At 57.3% G+C, this 20,779-nt stretch carries 17 protein-coding genes; 4 read left to right on the plus strand and 13 right to left on the minus strand.

The genetic code is table 11. The features are described 5' to 3' along the window. Window positions 1-63: 63 nt before the first annotated feature. Both KXG62_RS16955 and KXG62_RS16960 read right to left on the minus strand, forming a co-directional pair. Complete coding sequence (locus KXG62_RS16955; protein WP_218093183.1) at window positions 64-1,227, minus strand: iron-containing alcohol dehydrogenase; 1,164 nt, start codon at window positions 1,225-1,227, stop codon at window positions 64-66. A 146-nt stretch (window positions 1,228-1,373) separates the two neighbouring features. Then, window positions 1,374-1,949, minus strand: a complete 576-nt coding sequence (locus tag KXG62_RS16960) for a TetR/AcrR family transcriptional regulator (RefSeq protein WP_218093184.1) — start codon at window positions 1,947-1,949, stop codon at window positions 1,374-1,376. A gap of 194 nt (window positions 1,950-2,143) precedes the next feature. Here KXG62_RS16960 and KXG62_RS16965 point away from each other — a divergent pair, with 194 nt between their 5' ends. Further along, window positions 2,144-3,835, plus strand: coding sequence for an MFS transporter (locus KXG62_RS16965; RefSeq protein ID WP_218093185.1), 1,692 nt, complete (start codon window positions 2,144-2,146; stop codon window positions 3,833-3,835). 121 nt (window positions 3,836-3,956) lie between these two features. Here KXG62_RS16965 and KXG62_RS16970 read toward each other — a convergent pair whose 3' ends face one another. The 3 genes from KXG62_RS16970 to KXG62_RS16980 form a co-directional block, all read right to left on the minus strand. Continuing rightward, the gene (locus tag KXG62_RS16970) at window positions 3,957-4,454 is read right to left on the minus strand and encodes a DinB family protein (protein WP_218093186.1); all 498 of its coding nucleotides are present in this window, start codon (window positions 4,452-4,454) and stop codon (window positions 3,957-3,959) included. Window positions 4,455-4,511: 57 nt separating this feature from the next. Beyond that, complete coding sequence (locus KXG62_RS16975; RefSeq protein WP_425517348.1) at window positions 4,512-5,333, minus strand: alpha/beta fold hydrolase; 822 nt, start codon at window positions 5,331-5,333, stop codon at window positions 4,512-4,514. A gap of 94 nt (window positions 5,334-5,427) precedes the next feature. Beyond that, on the minus strand, window positions 5,428-6,669 hold the full coding sequence (locus KXG62_RS16980; RefSeq protein ID WP_246627490.1) for a YbfB/YjiJ family MFS transporter: 1,242 nt from the start codon (window positions 6,667-6,669) through the stop codon (window positions 5,428-5,430). Window positions 6,670-6,782: 113 nt separating this feature from the next. Here KXG62_RS16980 and KXG62_RS16985 point away from each other — a divergent pair, with 113 nt between their 5' ends. Beyond that, entirely contained in the window at window positions 6,783-7,685 is a 903-nt protein-coding gene (locus KXG62_RS16985) for a LysR family transcriptional regulator (RefSeq protein WP_218093187.1), read from the plus strand. 166 nt (window positions 7,686-7,851) lie between these two features. Here the strand turns inward: KXG62_RS16985 and KXG62_RS16990 are convergent, their stop codons facing one another. The 8 genes from KXG62_RS16990 to KXG62_RS17025 form a co-directional block, all read right to left on the minus strand. Further along, the gene (locus KXG62_RS16990; RefSeq protein WP_218093188.1) at window positions 7,852-8,220 is read right to left on the minus strand and encodes a response regulator; all 369 of its coding nucleotides are present in this window, start codon (window positions 8,218-8,220) and stop codon (window positions 7,852-7,854) included. 19 nt (window positions 8,221-8,239) lie between these two features. Continuing rightward, entirely contained in the window at window positions 8,240-9,970 is a 1,731-nt protein-coding gene (locus tag KXG62_RS16995) for an ATP-binding response regulator (protein ID WP_218093189.1), read from the minus strand. Between the two features lie 6 nt (window positions 9,971-9,976). Further along, window positions 9,977-10,516, minus strand: a complete 540-nt coding sequence (locus KXG62_RS17000) for a heme NO-binding domain-containing protein (RefSeq protein WP_218093190.1) — start codon at window positions 10,514-10,516, stop codon at window positions 9,977-9,979. Next, complete coding sequence (locus KXG62_RS17005) at window positions 10,513-11,580, minus strand: HD-GYP domain-containing protein (RefSeq protein ID WP_218093191.1); 1,068 nt, start codon at window positions 11,578-11,580, stop codon at window positions 10,513-10,515. The genes KXG62_RS17000 and KXG62_RS17005 overlap by 4 nt, the downstream gene beginning before the upstream one ends. 217 nt (window positions 11,581-11,797) lie before the next feature. Next, a complete protein-coding gene (locus KXG62_RS17010) occupies window positions 11,798-13,303 on the minus strand; it encodes a tripartite tricarboxylate transporter permease (protein ID WP_218093192.1) in 1,506 nt (501 codons plus the stop codon). A gap of 6 nt (window positions 13,304-13,309) precedes the next feature. Next, window positions 13,310-13,774, minus strand: coding sequence for a tripartite tricarboxylate transporter TctB family protein (locus tag KXG62_RS17015; RefSeq protein WP_218093193.1), 465 nt, complete (start codon window positions 13,772-13,774; stop codon window positions 13,310-13,312). Window positions 13,775-13,825: 51 nt separating this feature from the next. Continuing rightward, the gene (locus KXG62_RS17020; RefSeq protein WP_218093194.1) at window positions 13,826-14,839 is read right to left on the minus strand and encodes a tripartite tricarboxylate transporter substrate binding protein; all 1,014 of its coding nucleotides are present in this window, start codon (window positions 14,837-14,839) and stop codon (window positions 13,826-13,828) included. A 261-nt stretch (window positions 14,840-15,100) separates the two neighbouring features. Continuing rightward, window positions 15,101-17,389, minus strand: coding sequence for a helix-turn-helix domain-containing protein (locus tag KXG62_RS17025; protein WP_218093195.1), 2,289 nt, complete (start codon window positions 17,387-17,389; stop codon window positions 15,101-15,103). 216 nt (window positions 17,390-17,605) lie between these two features. Between KXG62_RS17025 and KXG62_RS17030 the strand changes: the two genes are divergently transcribed. Beyond that, window positions 17,606-19,705 carry a multicopper oxidase family protein gene (locus KXG62_RS17030; protein ID WP_218093196.1) on the plus strand — a complete coding sequence of 700 codons (2,100 nt, stop codon included), beginning with the start codon at window positions 17,606-17,608 and terminating at the stop codon, window positions 19,703-19,705. 166 nt (window positions 19,706-19,871) lie between these two features. Continuing rightward, on the plus strand, window positions 19,872-20,549 hold the full coding sequence (locus KXG62_RS17035) for a class I SAM-dependent methyltransferase (protein ID WP_218093197.1): 678 nt from the start codon (window positions 19,872-19,874) through the stop codon (window positions 20,547-20,549). The last annotated feature ends 230 nt before the right edge of the window (window positions 20,550-20,779 follow it).

The raw sequence follows: 20,779 nt of genomic DNA on the forward strand, positions 1-20,779 counted from the left end.
CAGCACCACATGGCGTCGTTCAGCGAACCAGACCTCTTCTTCAGGCCGATTCGCCCCGCATCATCAGAGCGACTTGCGGTAGATCGCAAGCACGTCTTCACGCTGCAGCTGCTTAAAATACCCGAAAGGCCCATACACCATTGCCTTGTCAGTCATAACCTCCAGCTTATCATCGCCGATCCCGTAATCGGCCAGGCGGCTCGGCGCGCCAATGGAAGACCAGAAAGCCCGCAGCGCACGTATGCCTTCCAGTGCGGTCTCACGGTCGCTCTTTCCTGCGGGATCGATACCGAAGACGTTGACCGCCATCTGCTTGAAGCGGGCTGTGCCGGAATCGAGCACATGCTCCATCCAGTTCGGGAACAATATCGCCAGGCCGCCGCCGTGGGGAATGTCGTAAACCGCGCTCACCGCATGCTCGATATTATGCGTCGCCCAGTCGCCGCGGACACCCATCGCCAGCGTTCCGTTCAGCGCCATCGTGCCGCTGTATAGAATCGTTTCGCGCGCCTCGTAATGCTCGAGATTTTCTACGAGCGTCGGGGCGGTGGCCATGACGGTACGCAGGATCGTCTCGCAAAATCCGTCCTGCACCGGCGAGTTGCCGGTATGGTGAAAATATTGTTCGAACACATGCGACATAATGTCGACCATGCCGTACACCGTCTGGTCCTTCGGAACGGTAAACGTGAATTCCGGGTTCAGAATGGAGAACTTCGGGAACGCGAGCGGGCTTCCCCAGCCGTACTTCTCCTGCGTCTCCCAGTTCGTGATGACGGAGCCCGCATTCATCTCCGATCCGGTCGCGGCCAGCGTCAGCACCGTCCCGAACGGCAGCGCATCCTTCGCCGCGGCCTTGCGGGTGATGATGTCCCACACGTCACCGTCATATTTGGCTCCGACGGCAATCGCTTTGACGCAGTCGATCACGCTTCCTCCGCCAACGGCAATAATAAACTGGATGCCTTTCTCCCGGCAGAGCTGAACGCCCTTATGCACGGTCGACAACCGCGGGTTCGGCTCGACGCCGCTTAGTTCATGCACCTCGGCCTGTTGACGGGCGAGCAGGTCAATAACGCGGTCATAGAGCCCGTTCCGCTTGATGCTGCCGCCGCCGTACACCAGCAAAATTTTGCTGCCGTAGGGCGGAACTTGCGTGAGAAGCTGGTCCAGCGTGTCTTTTCCGAAAAAAAGCCGGGTTGGATTGTAATAAGCAAACGTGTTCATGGATTCCCTCCGTCAGATCAGATCGTATATACAAAACATACTTAACATGATGCCCTGTTATGATCCATCCATGTAATGGACTGGACCGAAATTAGAGCTTCGGCAGTCAGCATAAGACGATGCCGTCAACGCTTCGGGAGACCGCTTTAGGCGAACTGCCGCTCGATCAACAGCCGCGCCGCACTGAGAAACGGCTCCGATTGGCTGGTCCGGTTCATGTAAGAAATCATTATGGCGCCGCTGCTGAGCATTCGCATATGAGCGACAAGTTCAACCGGATCGCGCGCTCCGGCTTGCCTGGCAATCACCTCGACCGCCTTCCACAGCTCCTCGCGGCATTCGACCGCCTTCCTGTAGCCGGGATGATCCGTATCGGGAAATTCAATCGCCGTATTCAGAAACGGACAGCCCCGGTTCTCATACCTCCCCAGACGCTCGGCCAAACCGGCTACGAGCGTATATAACTGATCCGCCGGCGAATCCGGATGCTTGCGCTTCGCTTCCTCCACGTTCCCCATGCTGCGAGAATGGCGTTGTTCCAAATAAGCGACGATCAACTCGTCCTTCGTTGCGAAATTGCGGTAGAAGCTCGCCTTGGCGACGCCGGATTCCGCAATGATCCGGTCAATGCCGACGGCGCGGATGCCTTCCCGATAAAATAAATCCGACGCGACACGCAAAATGCGTTCTTTGGCCGATTCTTTCTTGGTGCCTTCCGCCATACCATCAACTCATTCCATAATTTTGAAATTGTGTATTGACATGAGACAGATCTGTCTGTATCATGTTCCTAGAAAATGAGACAGACCGGTCTCTCTCATTCTAATCAACGTCCCGTCATGCTGTCAATCGGTTCCGGAACGGATTGACAGCACAGCTTACAGATTATCCTATCGGGGCAAAAGGAGAATACACGATGTCCACCATGGTCAAATCTGCGGCGCTTCCCGATCCGGCCGCATCGGAGGATGCAGGCCGCAAGCCGCGCTTGATGCTCGCGGTCATGCTGCTGTCCGTATTCATGTCGGTCGCGAACATCTTCATCGTCAACGTCGCCACCCCCTCGATTCAGCGCGGGCTGCATGCCGCCTTTTCCGACGTTCAATTCGTCATTACGAGCTATACGCTTGCCTTTGCCGTCTCGCTCATCATCGGCGGTCGCCTCGGGGACCGGTTCGGCCGCAAGCGTATGCTTCTGCTCGGCGTCATCGGGTTCACCGTATCCTCGATGCTGTGCGGGCTGGCGTCCGGCGTCGCGATGCTGATCGCCGCCCGTATCATGCAAGGCTTGAGCGCCGCGCTGATCTCTCCGCAGGTGCTGTCGCTTATCCAGGTGAACTACTCCCCGAGCCAACGGGGGGCCGTCTTCGGCTTGTACGGCGCGGCGCAAGGGATCGCCGCGTCGACGGGCCAAGTGATCGGCGGCCTGCTGCTTCAGCTCAACCCGTGGGGGCTCGATTGGCGAACTGTCTTTTTCTTCAATGTGCCGGTCGGCCTAGCGCTCCTGTTCCTCATCCCTTCCATCCGCGAATCCAGAACAGACGACGGCGCCAAGCTGGACTGGGCCGGCGCCCTGCTCGTCGCCGCCGGTCTGCTCATGCTTGTGTATCCGCTCGTTCAGGGGCAGAAGGAAGGATGGCCGCCGGGCATCATCGCCAGCCTGATCCTGTCGGTGCCCCTGCTGGCGGCATTCGTCTGGCATGAGAAGCGGCTGCTTCGCCGGGGCCTGGTCCCGTTCATGAACGTGGAGCTGTTCGGGCAGCGGATGTTCACGATCGGCATGACGATCGTCTTCATGCTGATGTGCTCGCAAGCCGCGTTCTTCCTGGTGACGGCTTACTTTTTGCAGAGTGGGCTTGGCATGACGGCTCTGGCGGCAGGCTTCGTCATTCTGCCGATGGGGCTCGGCTATTTTGCCGCCTCGCTGCTGTCGGCCCGAGCCGCCTCCCGCCTCGGCTCGCATGTGCTGACGCTCGGCACGGCGCTCACGGTGACCGGCTTCCTTGCGCTCGCGCTGTCGGTTCACGCCACGGGCATTTCACCCGGCGGTTACGTCTGGGTTCCCGCCTTGGCCGTGCTCGGCCTCGGTCAAGGCTTCATCGCCGCTCCGCTGACGAATATCGTGCTGGCCAAAATCCGCAGCAGCCATATCGGCTCGGCTTCCGGCATTTTGACTACCGGGATGCAGGTCGCCTTCGCAATCGGAACGGGGCTGATCGGCATCGTGTGGCTGAATGCGACCGGACAGCATGCCGATAGCGTCGGCAAGCAGGTAGCGCTGCAGTTGCAGCAGCGCAGCCCGGCCTACGCAACTCTGTCCGCCGAACAGAGCGGCGCGGCGCTTGAAGCGGTGCGCGCCTGCTATCCGCTGCTCGCCCAAAGCTCCGGCGCCTCGCCCGTCCCGGCCGATTGCCGCGCTGCGGCAGCGGACGCTTCGCCGGCAAGCCATCTGTACGCCGACGGCATCCGTCAGGCAACGGCGCAAAATTACGCCGATTCGTACTTGCTCTGCCTCTTCATTCTGGCAGCGCTCGCCGCCGTCATGTTCCCGCCCGTGCTGGCGCTCGGAAGAAAACGACAGCCGGCGGCGGCGGTTCCCGTCTCCTGATGGTTCGCAGCATAAGCCGATAACATGCAACAGCGGCAGTCGAAGGCGCGAAAATACGCCGCAGACTGGCCGCTGTTGTCCATGCTTCCGTATGCTGAATCTCCGTTATATGTCGCCGCGCTTATTGCGGCGGCGTCATGCCGAACTGTGCCCAGCCTTCCTTGGAAGGGCCGTATACCGCAGGGATCGGCAGCCCCGCCTGGCGCATCAGTACGGTGACTTGTCCCCGATGATGCACAATATGTTTGATCAATCCCATGAAGATCGTCGCGTTGGACTCCTTTCTGCCGAACGCATTTTGGATTTGCTTCAACGCATCGTCATTCCACTGCGTTTGAAGCGCATCGGCTGCACGAACACTGACCGTACGAAAGGTGTCTGCGATCTCCTTGGCGGAAGGCACTTCGTCCGGATGGGACACCTTCGCTACCGGAACGCCGAATTCGGTTAAATAATCCGGGATATTCGAGACAAAATGCCACGCAATCCTTCCGAGCGTACGCCCTCCCGGACATACTTGCTGCTCCAGCGCTTCATCGGTCAGCCCATCCAACACCTTTTGGGTCAATCCTGCCTCATGGTTCCATTCGACGATCAAATCTTGAACTGTAACGTACATTCTTCTCATCCCTTTCTGATTTTTTCATTCGAGTCCATTCTTGTCCTGCTTCTTATTTCAAGCTTGCCGTTCGTTAAGAAACTCGTTCACCGCATCATAATAACCGTCTATGTCATCGGCATGGACACCGTGGCCGCAATGTTCGAACACGATAAGCTTCGTGCCGGGTCTTCGCTCTTCCATGCGCCTGGCCTGTTCCGTCGCCAGAATGAAGCTCTTCGCACCGTGAATCAGCAGAATCGGGCAGCTCGAACCTAACCAATCCTCCCAGAACTCCCCATTGGACTGAGGAACGGACACTCGCAGCCCTTCCAGATCCGTTCGGAATCCCCAACCGAGTTCATCCTCGAACACACTTTCCGCAAAATAATCGATCGCCCGCAGCCCTGCGCCCGCAAGCGACGCTCTCAGCGCCTTGAGGGAAGCCGATCGGACGGGAAGCTTGTCCGCGAAGGAGAAGTCGGCTTGAATCTCCGCACCGATATCCTCGACGATCAAGGCGTTCACCATGTCGGGGTAACGGGCTGCGAATTGGTACGCATTCAGTCCGCCCAAGGAATGCCCGAGAATCGTCACAGCGCGCCCCCCTAGCTCCGTCCGAATGAGGTTCGCAATATCGTTCACGTAATCCTCCCTCGCGTATTCCTTTCCGGGAGAATGATCGCTCCAGCCATGTCCGCGTTGATCCAGACAAATCACCCGCCAATCTTGGAAACGTGCGGCGAGCTCCGCGAAGGATCGCGCACCAGCCATATACCCGTGCAGCATAAGCAGTACGCGGTCGCTGTCTCCGCCAAAATCCAGATACGAAAGCCGAACATTCCCCGATTGAACGTATTTCCTCACGGCCGAACCGGTATGAAGGGGATTCATCATCATAGTCTTCTCTCCCATCGATATAAACTTTCGTCTCGCTCAAATCTATCTTACTCGTTAATAGTGACAACAACCGTCACTATTGTTCAAATTATTTTCAGCTGCCGAGCGGCACATCGCGAAGCTGAACCTTTCGTTGTTGTCGTCCGTACATTCCGGCCAGCGCGGCGGCTATCGCCATAAAGACGGCGCTGGATGCGACGCCGAATTGCAAGCCTTGCCGTTCGACGGCCACGCCTCCCAGGATCGGACCGATGATCTGCCCGGAGGCAAAAAAGGCGGTGGCGATGCTGAGGCATGCCGCATAGGCACTGTGAGGGACATGGCGCCGAAGAAGCGCGGTCGTCATGAGCGGCGGAGTAATAAAGGAGACCAGCCCGATCGTAATCGCGCCGAGTGCCGTAAACAACAGATGACCGGTCATGACGCCGCACACGCCGATCGTTCCCAAGGTGAGCCCCGACGCCAGCGTATACCCGCTGGGCCACCGGTCAATGGCTTTGCCTCCGATCCATCCGTTGAACAAACCCGCAAATCCGATGCCGGACCAGATCAGCCCCGCATAAAGGGACGGGATGCCTTTGCTCACCAGATACGGTATCAAGTACGTGAAATAAATAATGTATCCCGAGCCGAAGAAGAAATAAGAACCGATTAAAAACAAGAGCTTCTTCGGGTTCAACAGCAGACGATACACCTGTACGCGTTCGGGATCCCGCAGTTCCCCTTCCGCCCCTGACGGCACTGGGGCGGATCTGTGCTGGCGAATGACGAATTCGAAGCCGGCAGCGGCAACGACGCCGAATACACCCATGGCTGCCCAAGCATACCGCCATCCCTGCTCGTGAGAAGGATCTATGGTCAACGGGGCGAATACCCCCGTCAGCAGAATGCCTGCCGAGCCGCCCAGCCATATGAACCCCGATGCCACTCCACGTTCCTCCGGCCGAACGGCGTCCATCGCAATGGACAGGACCAGCACTGTAGCGAACGCCGATAGCAAGCCGATGGCGAACCGCCATAGCCCGAGCTGGATGAAATGATCGCTAAAGGCCGAGCCGAGCATAGCGATTCCAAGACCGAAGCATGTCATTCGATTGATCGCCTGCTTCCGTTCCGGAAACCGTGAAATCACAGGGGAAAGACATAAGCTCCCGGCCAAATAACCGATAAAGTTGACGGTGCCTAATATGCCCAGCTGTCCATAGCTTCCTCCGATCACCCGCTGGATCCCGGGCAGAAACATGCCATAGGAGAGCCGTGAAAACCCGAGAATGACGACAAATAAAAGCGATGCCCATAAAGTAATCCAGTTGAATGCAGATTTCGTCCCCATCATTCCATCTTCCCCTACATTTTTTTGTTGACCCTAGTGTAAATTGTCGGGAAAGTTTTGTAAAATTGAATTATATGAACGAATCATTCGAAAATATTAAACCAAAGGTGATATGAATGGATCTTCGAGCTTTAAAGACCTTAGAGGCTTGCGTGCGTCATGGTCATTTTCTGAAAGCCGCCGAGGAACTGCAGTATGCTCCCTCGACGGTAACCCTTCAGATCCAGCGTCTCGAAGCGGATTTGGGCGTTTCTTTATTCATACGCGACGGTAAGCGCGTCATCGTGACCGAAGCGGGCCGCTGGCTCCAGCATGAAGCTGCGGCTATCCTGAAGACCATCGGGTCCATGAGGCAGACCGTCTCCGATATCGCAGCGGGGGATAACGGCTCCGTTCGGCTCGCCGCGATCGAGCCCGTCGCGAGCCAGCAGCTGGCGGCGGTTATAGCCGGCTTCTGCAAAGCACGGCCGAAAGTGGAATTAACGATGGAAGTAAGCGGCAGCCGATCGATTGCGGAGAGGGTTCAGTCCGGCGAACTGGACTTCGGCGTGTGCTCGGTGCCGGCCGCGAACCTCATGCTGGAGTTTGAGCCGTTAATCGAGGAACGATTGGGGATCTTATTACACACGGATCACCCCCTTGCCGATCGGACTCACATCGCATCGGACGATCTCGCGGGACTCACCGTTCTGGTCAAAGAACAGACTTGCATTTATCGGCAGCTCTGGGAAACAGCGGTTCATCCGACCGAACGACACGCTTTCTCCTGCATCGAGGTAGGAAGCATCTCCGTCATTCAACAAATGGTCAAGGCAGAGCTCGGCGTCGGCATTGTTCCGATGTACCGCGGTCTGGAAGAGGCCGGTTCCTTGGTCATCCGGCCTTTCGCCGAGCCGAACCCTGTCATCGCGATAGGCATCGTCTATAAAGACAAAAACGTTTTGGGCAAAGCCGCGTTATTGCTGATGAATGCGATCAGAAGCATCCGCGAACCTCCGCCTTCTCGACCGACCGCATGATTTCTGGCCGACTGCCGCAGCTCGTTCCCTCCACCGACCACATGATTTCCGGCTGAACTTCGCAGCCCGCACCCGTCAACCGGACACACAACAAAGCAGCCAAAAAAACAGCAGCAGCAGGGTCCCCGCTTCCGGGTTCCCTGCTGCCGTCTTCTTGCCGATTAGATTAGCTTTCCTTCAAAAATTGCTGCATCTTCTCCAGCAGCCGGTTCCATTCGATCGGCTTCGTATCGAAATCGTCGCAGCCAGCCTCCAGCGCCTTCTCCCTGTCGCTCGTCATCGCATGGGCGGTCAGCGCGATGACCGGAATATGCTTCGTCTCGGAAGATTGCTTCAGCTGCCTCGTCGCATCCCAGCCGTCCAGCACCGGCAAGCTCAAATCCATCAGGATCAAGTTCGGCGCTTCGCTCCTTGCCATGTCAACGCCCTGCTGCCCGTCAACGGCCATCACGACTTCATAGCCTTTGCGCATTAACCGTCGGGACAGCATATCGCGGTTCATCTCATTGTCTTCGACCAACAATATTTTATTCACGCCCTGCGCTCCCCTTCCTTCAGGAGGTCGGCCTGTCTTTTGCCGCCCCCGTACTTTCCTGGTTCGATCCGCCGATCAGGCAGCGAATTTCATTCAACAGCGCCTCGCGCTTGAAGCTCCCTTTTTGCACAATATTGCTCACATAGCCGTTCAGCCGCAGACGATCCTCTTCCGTAATATGCTTCGCCGTCATGACCACGATCGGAATGGAGCGCCACGCCTCTGTCTTGCGCAGCTCTGTGACAAATTCGAATCCGTCCATTTGCGGCATCATCAGATCGAGCAGAATCAGCTGCGGAACCGATTGGGCCACACATTGCAGCGCAATCCGCCCGTTGCCGGCCCGGATGACGCGGCAGCCTTCTTTCTCCAGCATTTTCGTCATCATCTGACTCGTCGTCACGTCATCTTCGATCACGAGCACGGTATTGGCATCCGGTTCGGGCAAATATTTGTCCAGAATCGAGAGAAGCCGGTCCCGGTACACGGGCTTGGTCAAAAACTCGGATGCGCCGAGTGCGTAGCCGAGGCTCTTGTCATCCATCATGGAAATCATGACGACCGGAATATCCGCCAGCTCCGGATCGTTCTTCAGTGCTGTCAGCACCGACCAGCCATCCATGCCCGGCATCAGCACGTCGAGACAGATGACGGCGGGACGCAGCTCCTTCGCCAGCCGAATGCCTTCCTGACCGCTCCTGGCCAGCGCCACCGTCCACTCTTCCTTGCCGATAATCCGCTGCATCAGCTGCAGCGCGGCCGCGTCATCATCAATGACAAGCACGGTCGGCGATCCTTGGGCCGCCTCGTATCCCATTGCCGGTTCCCCGACCGGCTCAGGTGCCTCCTTCTGCCGGTCCCCGGCCACGGGCAGCCATACAGTGAACATCGTCCCCCGGCCCGATTCGCTCTGGACGGCGATATCGCCGCCCATCATCCGGCACAGCTTCTGGCTGATCGCCAGTCCCAGACCGGTGCCGCCGTATTTGCGCGTCGTCGAAGAATCGGCCTGCCTGAACGCCTCGAACAAGTGCTCCATTTGCTCCGCCGCCATGCCGATCCCCGTATCGGAAACGCGAAAGCGGATACCGTCGATCCCACCGTTCGATTCATAGACCGCGGTCAGCCGAATCGTCCCGTCTTCAGTAAATTTGCAGGCGTTGCTGAGCAAATTGAACAAAATTTGTCTGAACTTGGTAACATCCGTCCACATCGAGCCTTCCGGAACGTCGACCTCCAGCTTGTTGCGGTTCGCTACGACGAGCGGATTCAGCGTAGTCAATATGTCGCTTACCGCATGCGGGATATCGCTTGTTTCCATATAAAGATCCATCTTGCCTGCTTCGATCTTGGACAGATCGAGAATATCGTTAATAAGCGACAGCAGGTGCTTGCCTGCGGAATTGATTTTTTCGAGGTCGTCGGCAAAGCCGTGCTCTCCGATCTCCTCGACTTCCTCCTTGAGCATTTCGCTGTAGCCGATAATCGCGTTCAGCGGCGTGCGCAGCTCGTGACTCATATTGGCCAGAAACTGGCTCTTGATCTGGTTCGCCCGCACCGCTTCGTCATGCGCCTGCGAAAGCTCCTGCGTGCGCGCCTTGACGAGCTCTTCCAACTGGTCGTTTAATTCCCGCAGCTCCTGATTGGCGTAAAAAATTTCGCGCGTCTTCTGCTCGGCGATGTGCTCTGCGGCTTTCCGCGCTTTCTTCTCACGCTCCAGCTGTCTGCGCAGTACCTCCAGCTCATCCACGGATGATCACCGCCGCTCCGTCAAGATGAAGCGGGCCGATGAGCCGCCCGGCAAATCTTCCCGCAACAGATCGATCTTCTCGCCGTAATGCTCGATGCAGCCGCCAATGAGCCCTTCCGCCAAATCGGCAAAGGACCTCGCCGAGCGGTATGTCATGATCAGCGTGCCGGGCTCCGGCGTTTCGTATTCGAAGGCAGGCAGCTCCGCATCGGGATACAGCTTCCGAACCTCAACGTGAATATACCCGTCCACCTTTTGCAAAAAATCGAATACGGTCGGATTGTCCGATATAAACTTCGGTACCATCAGCGCCAGCTGTCCGAACAAGTAATGCCCGAATGACTTCACCAGATCGAAGACAGGGATGTTCGTCCGCTTGCTGAGCTGTACGACCAGCTGAATGATTTCCGCGTGATCGTAGGTTCCCACAGTCGTATAGCTGCCTCCCGAGGGCAAATCGGCGTCCTCGATAATGTGCTCGGCCATGGCCGGGGAGAATCGGCTCTCCACCATTTCGAGAAACATCGTAAAAACAATCCCTTTCATACCATTTCCTTCTCTCTCTTCTCTATGAAATGCTCGCCTTTCTCAATGATCGACAAAAACACGTCCACAACGAGGGGGTCAAAATGCTCGCCGCGCTGTTTGCGTATTTCCGTGAGCGCCTCTTCCTGCGTCCATGCTTTCTTGTAGGGTCTCTCATGCGTTAATGCGTCAAAGAAGTCGGCGATGGCGACAATACGTCCGGGCAGCGGAATCTCCTCCCGCTTCAGCCCGTTCGGATATCCGGTCCCGTTCCACTTCTCATGATGGCTCCCGGCGATCGTCCCGGCCAGTTGAAGAACCGGAAACTGGCTGCCCGCGAGAATGTCCGCTCCGATGCTCGTATGTAATTTCATCTGCTCGAACTCTTCCGGGGTGAACCGGCCCGGCTTCAGCAAAATGCCGTCGGGAATCCCGATCTTCCCGATATCATGCAGCGGCGTAGCGAGCTGGATCAGCTCCGCTTCGTGCTCCGGCAGCCCGAGCGCCAACGCGATTTTCCCGGCCATCTTCCCTACGCGCTGCGTGTGCTGCCCCGTCTCGTCGTCGCGATACTCGGCCGTGCGCCCGAGCAGCTCCAAAATTTCGAATTTCGCGTGCTCCAGCTCTTTCGTCCGCTCGAGAATGCGTTCCTCCAGCAGCTGATTTTGCTTCTGGAGCTGAAGATGAAGAAATCTCGTATTTAATAAGTTATGAATGCGCAATACGACCTCGGTTCGGTCGAACGGCTTGGTCAGGAAATCGCTCGCGCCCTCATGGAGCGCCTTCTGCTTCGCTTCCTGCGTGACGTCCGCCGTGAGCACGAGAACCGGCAAATAATCGTCCGCCTGCTTCCACTCCCGCAGCAGCTGCAGCGCAGCGAAGCCGTCCATTTCGGGCATATGCAGATCCAACAAAATAATATCCGGCTGAATTTCGTTATAAAGAACAGCCAGCCGCGCCGGGTCCGTTGTGCTGTGAAGTCCGGTAAAGCCCGCACGCCGCAAAATTCGTTCCAGAAGCGAGATATTGAACTCCTGATCGTCGACAATCAGAAATTTTGCGCTCTTGATCCATTGATCGTCCATTATGTCTGCCTCATCCCATCGTTTCGTACGCGTGTATCATCGTATCTGAATTATAATCAGATTGTACCGACTCCTCATCTTTATTGTCAATTTATGTTTTGGAAAAAAATCGCTATTTGTCGTGTAAACGCGAAAAAAGGGATAAGGCCATTAAAGCCCTATCCCTTTGGAACCATTATATAGAGAAAAAAGTGCAGTCTGCCGGTCGAACGTACGCTTACATTTCCACATCGGCGGCAAACCCGCCGCGCTTTTTGCGGAAACCGCTGAGCAGCCCGATGGCGATGATGATCAGCGCCAGAACCAGCAGGGTGCCCGAGATTGGGCGCTGGAACAGCCCGAGGAACGACCCGTCGAGCAGCTTGAGCGACTGCAGCAAGGAGCTTTCCAGCATTTTGCCGAGCACGAACGTCAGCACGATCGGCGCCATCGGAATGTCCGCTTTCTTCATCAAATAACCGAGGATGCCGAAGGCGAACATGACACCGACATCGAATAAATTATTGTTGGCCGTGTACGCCCCGAGCGCCGAGATGATCAGAATGACCGGATACAGCAGCTTGGGAGGCACCATCGCGATTTTCGCCCACCAGCCGGCAAGCGGCAAATTCATGATCAGAAGCATAAAGTTGCCGATGAACATGCTGGCAATGACGCCCCAGACGAACACCGGATTTTGCTCGAACAGCATCGGGCCCGGCGTCAAGCCGTGCATCATGAAGGCGCCGAGAATGATCGCAATCGTAGGCGAGCTCGGAATCCCGAGCGTGAAGAGCGGAATCAGCGCCCCGCCGCAATACGCATTGTTGGCTGTCTCCGGACCGGCCACGCCTTCGATCGCACCCTTACCGAAGCGCGACGGGTCCTTGGCCAGCTTCTTCTCCATCGAGTAGGACAGCATCGCCGGAATGACCGAGTTTGTGCCGGGAATGAGGCCGATCAGAAACCCGAGCACCGTTCCCCGGCCGATCGCCTTCATGCTGGGCGACCATTCTTCTTTGCGCGGCAGCATGCCTTTAACTTTGGGCGGCTTTTCCGCGGTAGCCATGTTCTCGATGCCGAGCAATATTTCCGACAGTCCGAACAATCCCATCGCGACGATGACAAAATCGATACCGTTCATCAAATTCAATTGGCCGAATGTGAACCGGACGGAGCCGGAAACCGGGTCCATGCCGACCATCGCGAGGTTCAAGCCGAGAAACGCGGAAACCAGTCCGCGAATGACCGATTTGCCCATCAGCCCGATCACCGTCGACAGGCCGAGCACCATCAAGGCGAAAAATTCCGGCGGTCCGAACCGCAGCGCCCACTGCGCCAGCGGCGGTCCGACGAAGATCAGCCCGAGAATCGAGACAGTGCCGCCGATGAAGGAGCCGAGTCCCGAAATGCCCAGCGCCGCCCCGGCCCTTCCCTGCTTGGCCATCGGACTGCCGTCAAGGCACGTAATGACGGATGCCGCCTCGCCCGGCGTGTTAATGAGCACGGAAGTGATCGTGCCGCCGTACATAGCGCCGTAATAAATGCCGCACAGCATAATGATGGCCGATACCGGCTCCATCCCGAACGTAATCGGCAGCAGCACCGCCACCCCTGTCGTCGGGCCGAGTCCCGGCAGCACGCCGACGAGCATCCCGATCGTCACGCCGAGCAAACAATACAATAAATTATACCAAGTAAACGCGGTCGCAAATCCTTGCGCAATGATGTCAAAGGCCGGCATTCGCTGTCATCCCCCTATCCAATCCCATACATCGCCGGTCGGCAGCGGGACATCGAGTCCCAAGCTGAATGCCGCATACAACAATACACATGTGCCCACAGAGATGGCCGCCGCTTTGTACCAGACGTACGTACGCATCAGCAGCAGCATCAGCATAACGGAGCCAGCCGCGATGAACCCGGCGGGGTTCAGCAGCAGCATAAACACAATGACCGATACGAGAACCATCAGCACGTTGAACAAATCTTTGCCCTTGGGCAGCACTTCGCTCCATCGGACCCGCTCGCCGCGGAGCGAGCCGATAATATAAAGGACCGAAAGGACGATAAGCGAGGCGCTGAGCCAGCGCGGAAACAAGCCGGGGCCCGGGCCGAGATCGCTGTAATATTCGAATGAAAACGATTGCCAGAAGATGACGCCCGAAGCGAGCAGCAGTATGCCGCCCATGCCTACGCCTACCTTGTTAAACATACGAATCCTCCCCGTTGAAACAAAGGGCTGAATGCTCAGCCCCTCATGCCGTTATTTTTTGCCAAGTCCCAGCTCCGGGATCAGCTTGCCGAACAGCTCGTTGTTTTCTTTCAAATGCTGGGCGAACGCCTTGGAATCTTTAATTTCGATGCCGAGACCGTTTTTCTTCATATAATCCTTGAACTCCGCTTCTCCTGCGCCCTTGATGAATGCGTCGGACAGCACCTTCACAATGTCGTCCGGCGTATCCTTCGGTACGGCAATGCCTCTCCATGTACCGGCAACGCTGACGGTCAGGCCGGTTTCTTCCTTCAATGTCTTGACGCCGTGAAGCGCTTCGGAAGGCTTCGAATCGTTAATCGCCAGCGTGCGGAGCTTGCCGGAATCCACTTGGGCTTTCACCTCGGCCGGACTGACCGGAACGGCGTCCACATGGCCGCCGAGCAATGCCGTAATAGCAGGGCCCGCGCCTTCGAACGGAATGTGGTTAAACTTGACGCCTGCGCCCTTCTCTAGTGTTACGGCGCCCAGATGCCAGATGGCTCCTGTGCCGGAGTTGCCCAGCTTCAGCTCGCCCGGGTGCGCCTTGGCGTAGTCGAGAAATTCCTTCATCGTCTTCCACTGGCTGTCCGCCCGCACGGTAATCGCCGCCGGATCGTAGTTGATAAGCGCGACCGGCTTGAAATTCTCATAAGTCACCGGAGACAAGCCCATATGCGGCAGCGTGGTCAATTCCACGGTCGCCATCGTTACGGTATAACCGTCACTTTTGGCGTTGGCGCCTTCGGTCATGCCGACGGCACCGCCGCCTCCCGTTTTGTTCACGACGGTGATCGGCTGACCCAGATGTTTCTCTGCGGCTTTGGCAAGCGCTCGCGCCGTTGCGTCGGTACCACCTCCGGCAGCGTAAGGAACGATCAGCGTAACCGCTTTCTTCGGAAAGTCGGCTTTTTTGCCCTGCGCTCCGCTTGCGGCCGAATCAGTTTTAGCCCCACAGGCCGTTAAAGCGGCTACGCTGAGAACCATGGACGCCGCGAGTAATGTACGCCATTTGGAATGTTTCATAGATACTCCCCATTTCTGCTGTGTACTAAAATAGTAGACAAGATTCTTAAACTCTCTTCAAGCTGCTTCGGGGCGAAAGCTTCTCTGTCATGCCGTCTGCCCTGTCGGCTTTCTCAGTATAGGTTGCCCGTCCGAAGCCGGCAATCATACGATCGGCCAAGCCATACGCAGATCCGACAAAACCAACCGATTTTGGCCGATCTGCATATGATTTGGACGATTGGACGATCGTGCGAGGACCGCAAAAAAGAGGAATTTCCCTTATCCTGGAAATTCCCCCTGTTTGCTTGCTTCCCTATATTTTCCCGGCGTAACCGACATGAGCTTGCGGAAGCTGCGAATGAAGCTGTTCTCGTTCTGATAACCGACCTGAACGGCAATGTCCGCGATCTTCAAATCCGTCGCTAGCAGCAGCTTGCAGGCGTGATCGATTCTTGTCTTGGTCAAATACTCGTAAATCGTAAATCCGGTTTCCTGCTTGAACAGGCTGCTGACGGAAGAAGTGCTGAGATGGACGAATTCAGCGATATCCTGCAAGCCGATCGGCTCGTGCAAATGCGCCTCCATGAAGCCGATGATGCGCTGAGCGAGCTGATACTCCTTGGTGCTCTTGTGAACTTCCGTCCCGCTCACAATCGCCTCGGCGACGCGGATAAGCAGCTCGCGCACGTCGTCCAGATCCATCATATTGAGCCAGTGCTCCGTGTAATTGTCCAGCTCCGCCGGTTTCTTCATACCGCGGGCCATCAATATGCGCGTATATTCCTCGATAATCCCGTCGGCAAACGTATAGACCGACTCGGGCGCCGCCGGATGCTCACGGACCCATGCCGCCCACCGCTCCGCCGCCTGTCTGCACGAGGAGATGTCGGGGCCGTCCAGGCTTCCGACCAGCTCGCTCTTCCATGCCTCTGCATCCGCGCCGCGCAGACGGTCTCTCTCCTTCACTTCACCGTAGCGAATCGTTCGGTCATAGCCTTCGTACAGCCGGTTGGCCAGCGCAATCTTTGCTTCCTCGAACGAGGACGGCAGCCCCGATATCGAATCGGCTGCCTGCCCGATGCCGACGGACAGGCTCATCCGCAAATATTTGCGGACCGTCCGGGTCACAGCGTTCAAATCGCCCTGAACCGCCGCCTCCGGCTCCGCCCGGCCGGCTTCCTTCGACTGAATCGCCAGCATGAGGTTCTCCTTGTCCAGCGGTACGCAATGGACGCGCCACTGCGGCTCCATCAGCTCCGACATAATATTCATGAGCGCGTATTGCAGCAGCAGTTGGTCTTCCTCGTTGTACGTTTCCGACCATTCCGAATACCGGTTGACGGATACCGCCGCGGCGAGAATCGGTTCATGCGTCCACTGGGCAAAATACGTCTCCCATTTCTCCTGCAGCTCCTTGGAGCCGATCCGCCCTTCGAGCATGTCCTGCATATACTTGGAGCGCAGCTCCGGCAAGCTTCGCTCGGCGACGGAGGAACGGGTATCGAATTCTTTCAGCAGCTTCTGCACGACCGTCTCCAAGTCATGCAGATCGGATCCCTGCGATGCGGGGTCTTTGGCCGCGAGCAGCTGCCGGATCCGCTTGATCGGCTTGAAAGCGGCAAAGTTATAGATGAAGATGGCAGCGGTACCGACGATGATCGAAGCGAGCGACAGCATGAAGATGATATCGCGAATCATCTTCACGTCCTTCAGCAGCTGATCGAGCGGAATGAACGATACCCAGCGCCACCCCGTCATATCGGAAAAAGCCTGGTTCCCGAGGTATGGCTGTCCCTCCAGGCGCACCTCGCCGAAAGGGCGCACGCCCAGCACATCGACCGCTTTGTACAGCTCCTCCAGCGGCACTTCCGTTTTCAGCTTCGGATAAATGACATCCCCTTCAAGACTGAATATATATTGCGGCGTTTTCAGCTGCGTATAGATTTTAGAAAAAAAACGGTCGTAATCGACGTTCATGATGACAATGCCCAGAAAGTCGCCGTTCTCGATGATCGGCCGGAACAACGAAATCAGTTCCGTCGGTACGCCGCCGTTGCCCGCTTCGAGCGTCCTTCGTTTGATCAGCAGCGGCTTCGTTCGCATCGGTTCCACCCACTGCTGCCATGTTCGATCGGGAAAGCTGCCCCAATCGAGGCTGCTCGCGAAGGAGCCGGTCACCAGCTGCCGGTTACGCACATCAACCACATAAACGGAATGAAAATCGTCGTCGAATGCAATCGAATTCAAAGCGGATGAGAGCGGCGCGGCGGCGTCCTGCTTCGCTTGGGGACTCGCGTGGAGGTAGCGGAGCGTGCCTGCCTGGAACGACAGCTTTACCGCATGCTCGTCCGCCTCGCGGAACGCCCGGTTCGTAACGTCCAGATTGATTTGCAGCAGCTCGCTGTGCGGCTGGTTCAGTTCATTATCGAGTACATCCTTATAGTTATCGTATAAAAAAAAGCCGACGGACGTAATAAATGCCGAGACGAATAAGGTCACGTAAAGAATCAGTTTCGTCTGCTTGTCCGAAAATAATAATTTGGCTTTCACCCAAAACAGCTTGTTCATTGTGTCACCTGATCTATGCTGACGTAACGTTCCGCAATATAGAATACCATAAAAAAAGCCGCGAATGTAAGTCGCGTCCTCCCCTTCATGACGCAACCATCGCAGGTCCGGCCCCCGTCTCCGGTCCAGTCCGAATCCGTACCCGGGACGGTGTTGCGCCGGCGCTCCGGAAGCTACACTGGTTAACGTAGAGTTTACTAGCCAGGAGGCGTTTGTATGTATTCGATATGGATGATGACCGAGCTCGGAGGTCTGTTTTTATTATTTTTGTGCTCCTGTATCGCAGGCGTAACCGTTTCGCGCCTCGTATACAGCCCGCAAAACGGAAGGCTGCATCGCAAAGCAGGCAAGCACATGCTGTGGGCCGTTTGGCTCACGCTTGTCGCCGGAGCGGTCGCGGCAGTCATTGGCCGCATGGCGTATACGCTGGACACGGTATTCTGGTACGATCGCGTGTACGTGCATGCGCCGTTGTTCGTCATCCCCGCGCTGCTGATTCTGCTGCTCGCACTGCCGAAGCTGGTGCGGCTGCGCAAGGCGGCGAAGCAGGCGCCGCAGCCGGAAGCCGCGCCGGAACCACTCGTGCGGGGATTCGCCGCCGATCCGGGCCTGATCGTGCCGTTTCAGGCAACCGCCTTGGGCGCGCTCGCTGCGGTTTACTACGTATTCGTGCCGCCTATCACGTTCCAGTGGAGCCATCTCATACCGGCCGGGCTGTTGGCGACAGCGGTTGTCGCGCTCTGGACCCGGCATTCGCTGCGCCAGCGGCACGTAAGCCGCACCGACAAGGAGGTGCGCCTGCGCCCGTGGCTGCCGGTGCTCGGCAGCGCAGCCGTGCTCGGCCTGCTTGCGGCCGGGGGCTTCGTCTGGTTCGACTGGGCCAAGCAAGGCAGCTTACTGCCGCCGCGGATGGATATGATGGCCGGGACCGCCGATTACGGCGGCGGAACCGCGCTGGCGCATGACCATAGCGGGCACATGACCGCCGGCAGCGGCAGTACGTCCGCCAAGAACGTCTCCGTCACGCAGTTGACCGGGCCGCGCACCGGCATCCCGGACAAAACATTCACGCTGACGGCGGAGAAAAAGACAGTTCAGCTCAGCTCTGGCAAGTCGGTCGACGCCTGGACGTTCAACGGTCAAATTCCAGGCCCCGAGCTGCGTATGAAGGAAGGCGATCTCGTCGAAGTGACGCTGATCAATAAAGATGTAGAGCAAGGCGCGACCATCCACTGGCACGGCCTCGACGTGCCGAACGCCGAAGATGGCGTAGCCGGGGCGACCCAAGACGCCGTAATGCCGGGCGAATCGCACACGTACCGCTTCATCGCGGAGCAGACCGGCACGTTCTGGTACCATTCGCATCAGCAGTCGAAGGAAGCGGTGCAGAAGGGCTTGTTCGGACCGCTGGTCGTCGAGCCGCTCACCGGTGCCGATCCGAAGGTGAAGGATGTGACCGTTATTACCCACCGCTGGGGCAACACGCTGGCGGTTGGCGCTTCCGATAAAATCGAGCGCATGAGCGTTGCGCCGGGAACGCCCGTGCGGCTGCGCCTCATCAATACGGACGATTGGTCGCGGCAGCAGTATGCGCTGATCGGCGCGTCGTTTCAGGTCGCCGCGATCGACGGAACCGAGCTGCATCAGCCCGGCACGCTGCAGAACACGCGGCTTGAGCTGACGACCGGCGGACGCTATGATATTACGTTTATTATGCCGAATACGCCTGTATTTCTCAGCGTCGGCGCCAAGAACAATGTCGGCCTGTTCCTGAGCTCCGACGGCGCAGGCAGTATCCCTCAAGCCGCGACAGACGCGTGGGCATCCTTCGACCCGGTGGCTTACGGCGGACAAACGGCGACCCCGTTCGATGCGGACGGACCGTTCGACCGGCAGTTCACGATGATTTTAGACAATAAGCTCGGATTTTATAACGGATCCTTCGAAAGCTTGTACACGATCAACGGCGAAGTGTTCCCGAACACGCCGATGTTTATGGTCCGCGAAGGCGAGCTGGTGAAGACGACGATCATCAACCGGGGCGCGGTCGATCATCCGATGCATCTGCACGGACACCATATGCTCGTCCTGTCCCGCAACGGCAAACCGGTCCAAGGCACATGGTGGTCGGATACGCTCGACGTGCTGCCGGGGGATACGTACGAGGTGGCGTTCCGCGCGGACAATCCCGGCGTGTGGATGGATCATTGCCATAATCTGACGCATGCGGCCGTCGGCATGACGATGCATTTGATGTACGAAGGCGTCAGCACGCCGTTCGCGGTCGGAAGCGATACCCGGAATCACCCCGAATAACGGTTTGCGCGAAAAAGGCGCGGGCATCGGCCAAGCAGGACATCCCGGTGCGGCGAGGCTTGCAAACTTATAGCAACGAACTATAAAGATAATATGATTTATATATTTCACTGATAAGCGTCATGCCGCTACAATGGAAGTAACATTCCGAAGGGAGGCAGATTCGATGTATGAATCCGTGAAAACATTGTTTGACGCCGTCGCCGGCGAGTACGACCGGCAGCGGAGACAGCTGATCCCCTGCTTCGACGATTTTTACGGCATGGCGTTGTCGCTGGTCGAGACCGGACAGCCGGCTCCCCGCATCCTCGATTTGGGCGCGGGCACGGGGCTGTTCTCCGGCATGGTGCTGCATAAGTACCCGAACGCCCGGCTGACGCTGATGGATATGAGCGATTCGATGCTGGAGGGGGCGCGCCAAAGATTCGCCGGCCGCGACAACATCCGTTATATCGTCGGGGATTATTCCGATTATCCGTTCGACGAGACGTATGATATCGTCATTTCGTCGCTGTCGATCCACCATTTGACGCATCCGGCCAAGCGGCAGCTGTTCGCCGCGATATACCCGCTTCTGAACGCAGGCGGCCTATTCGTCAACGCCGATCAAGTGGAAGGCCATCATCCGCAGACGGACCGGTATTATAGACAGCGCTGGCTTTCGTCTATTCACGAAAGCGGTCTTGCGCAGGAAGCGATCGACGCCTCGATCGAACGAAGAAAGCTCGACATCAACGCCAAAGCGTCGGATCAAATCGCATGGATGGAGCAAGCCGGCTTCGACGAAGTCGACTGCATGTACAAATATTTGGATTTCGCCGTCTTTTACGGCAAAAAAGGGTAGCTGCCGCGCAGCAGCATATGAAAAATGGCACGTGACCTTCGTTCAAGGACGCCAACGTTTGGCGTACGCGAACAGGGCTCTCGTGCCTTTTTGGCGTTCCGTTCGTCCATCTTTCCAGCATGCAGAAAATTTCCAACACGTGCGAATCCCATGCCAAGCAGCGCGTTGCGGCGTTGTGCGGGTCGGTAGAACCCCGCGCTGCGCTTCCTCACGGTGCAGCTGCAGATACG

Source organism: Paenibacillus solanacearum (genome assembly GCF_910593845.1).
Taxonomy (GTDB): Bacteria; Bacillota; Bacilli; order Paenibacillales; family NBRC-103111; genus Paenibacillus_G; species Paenibacillus_G solanacearum.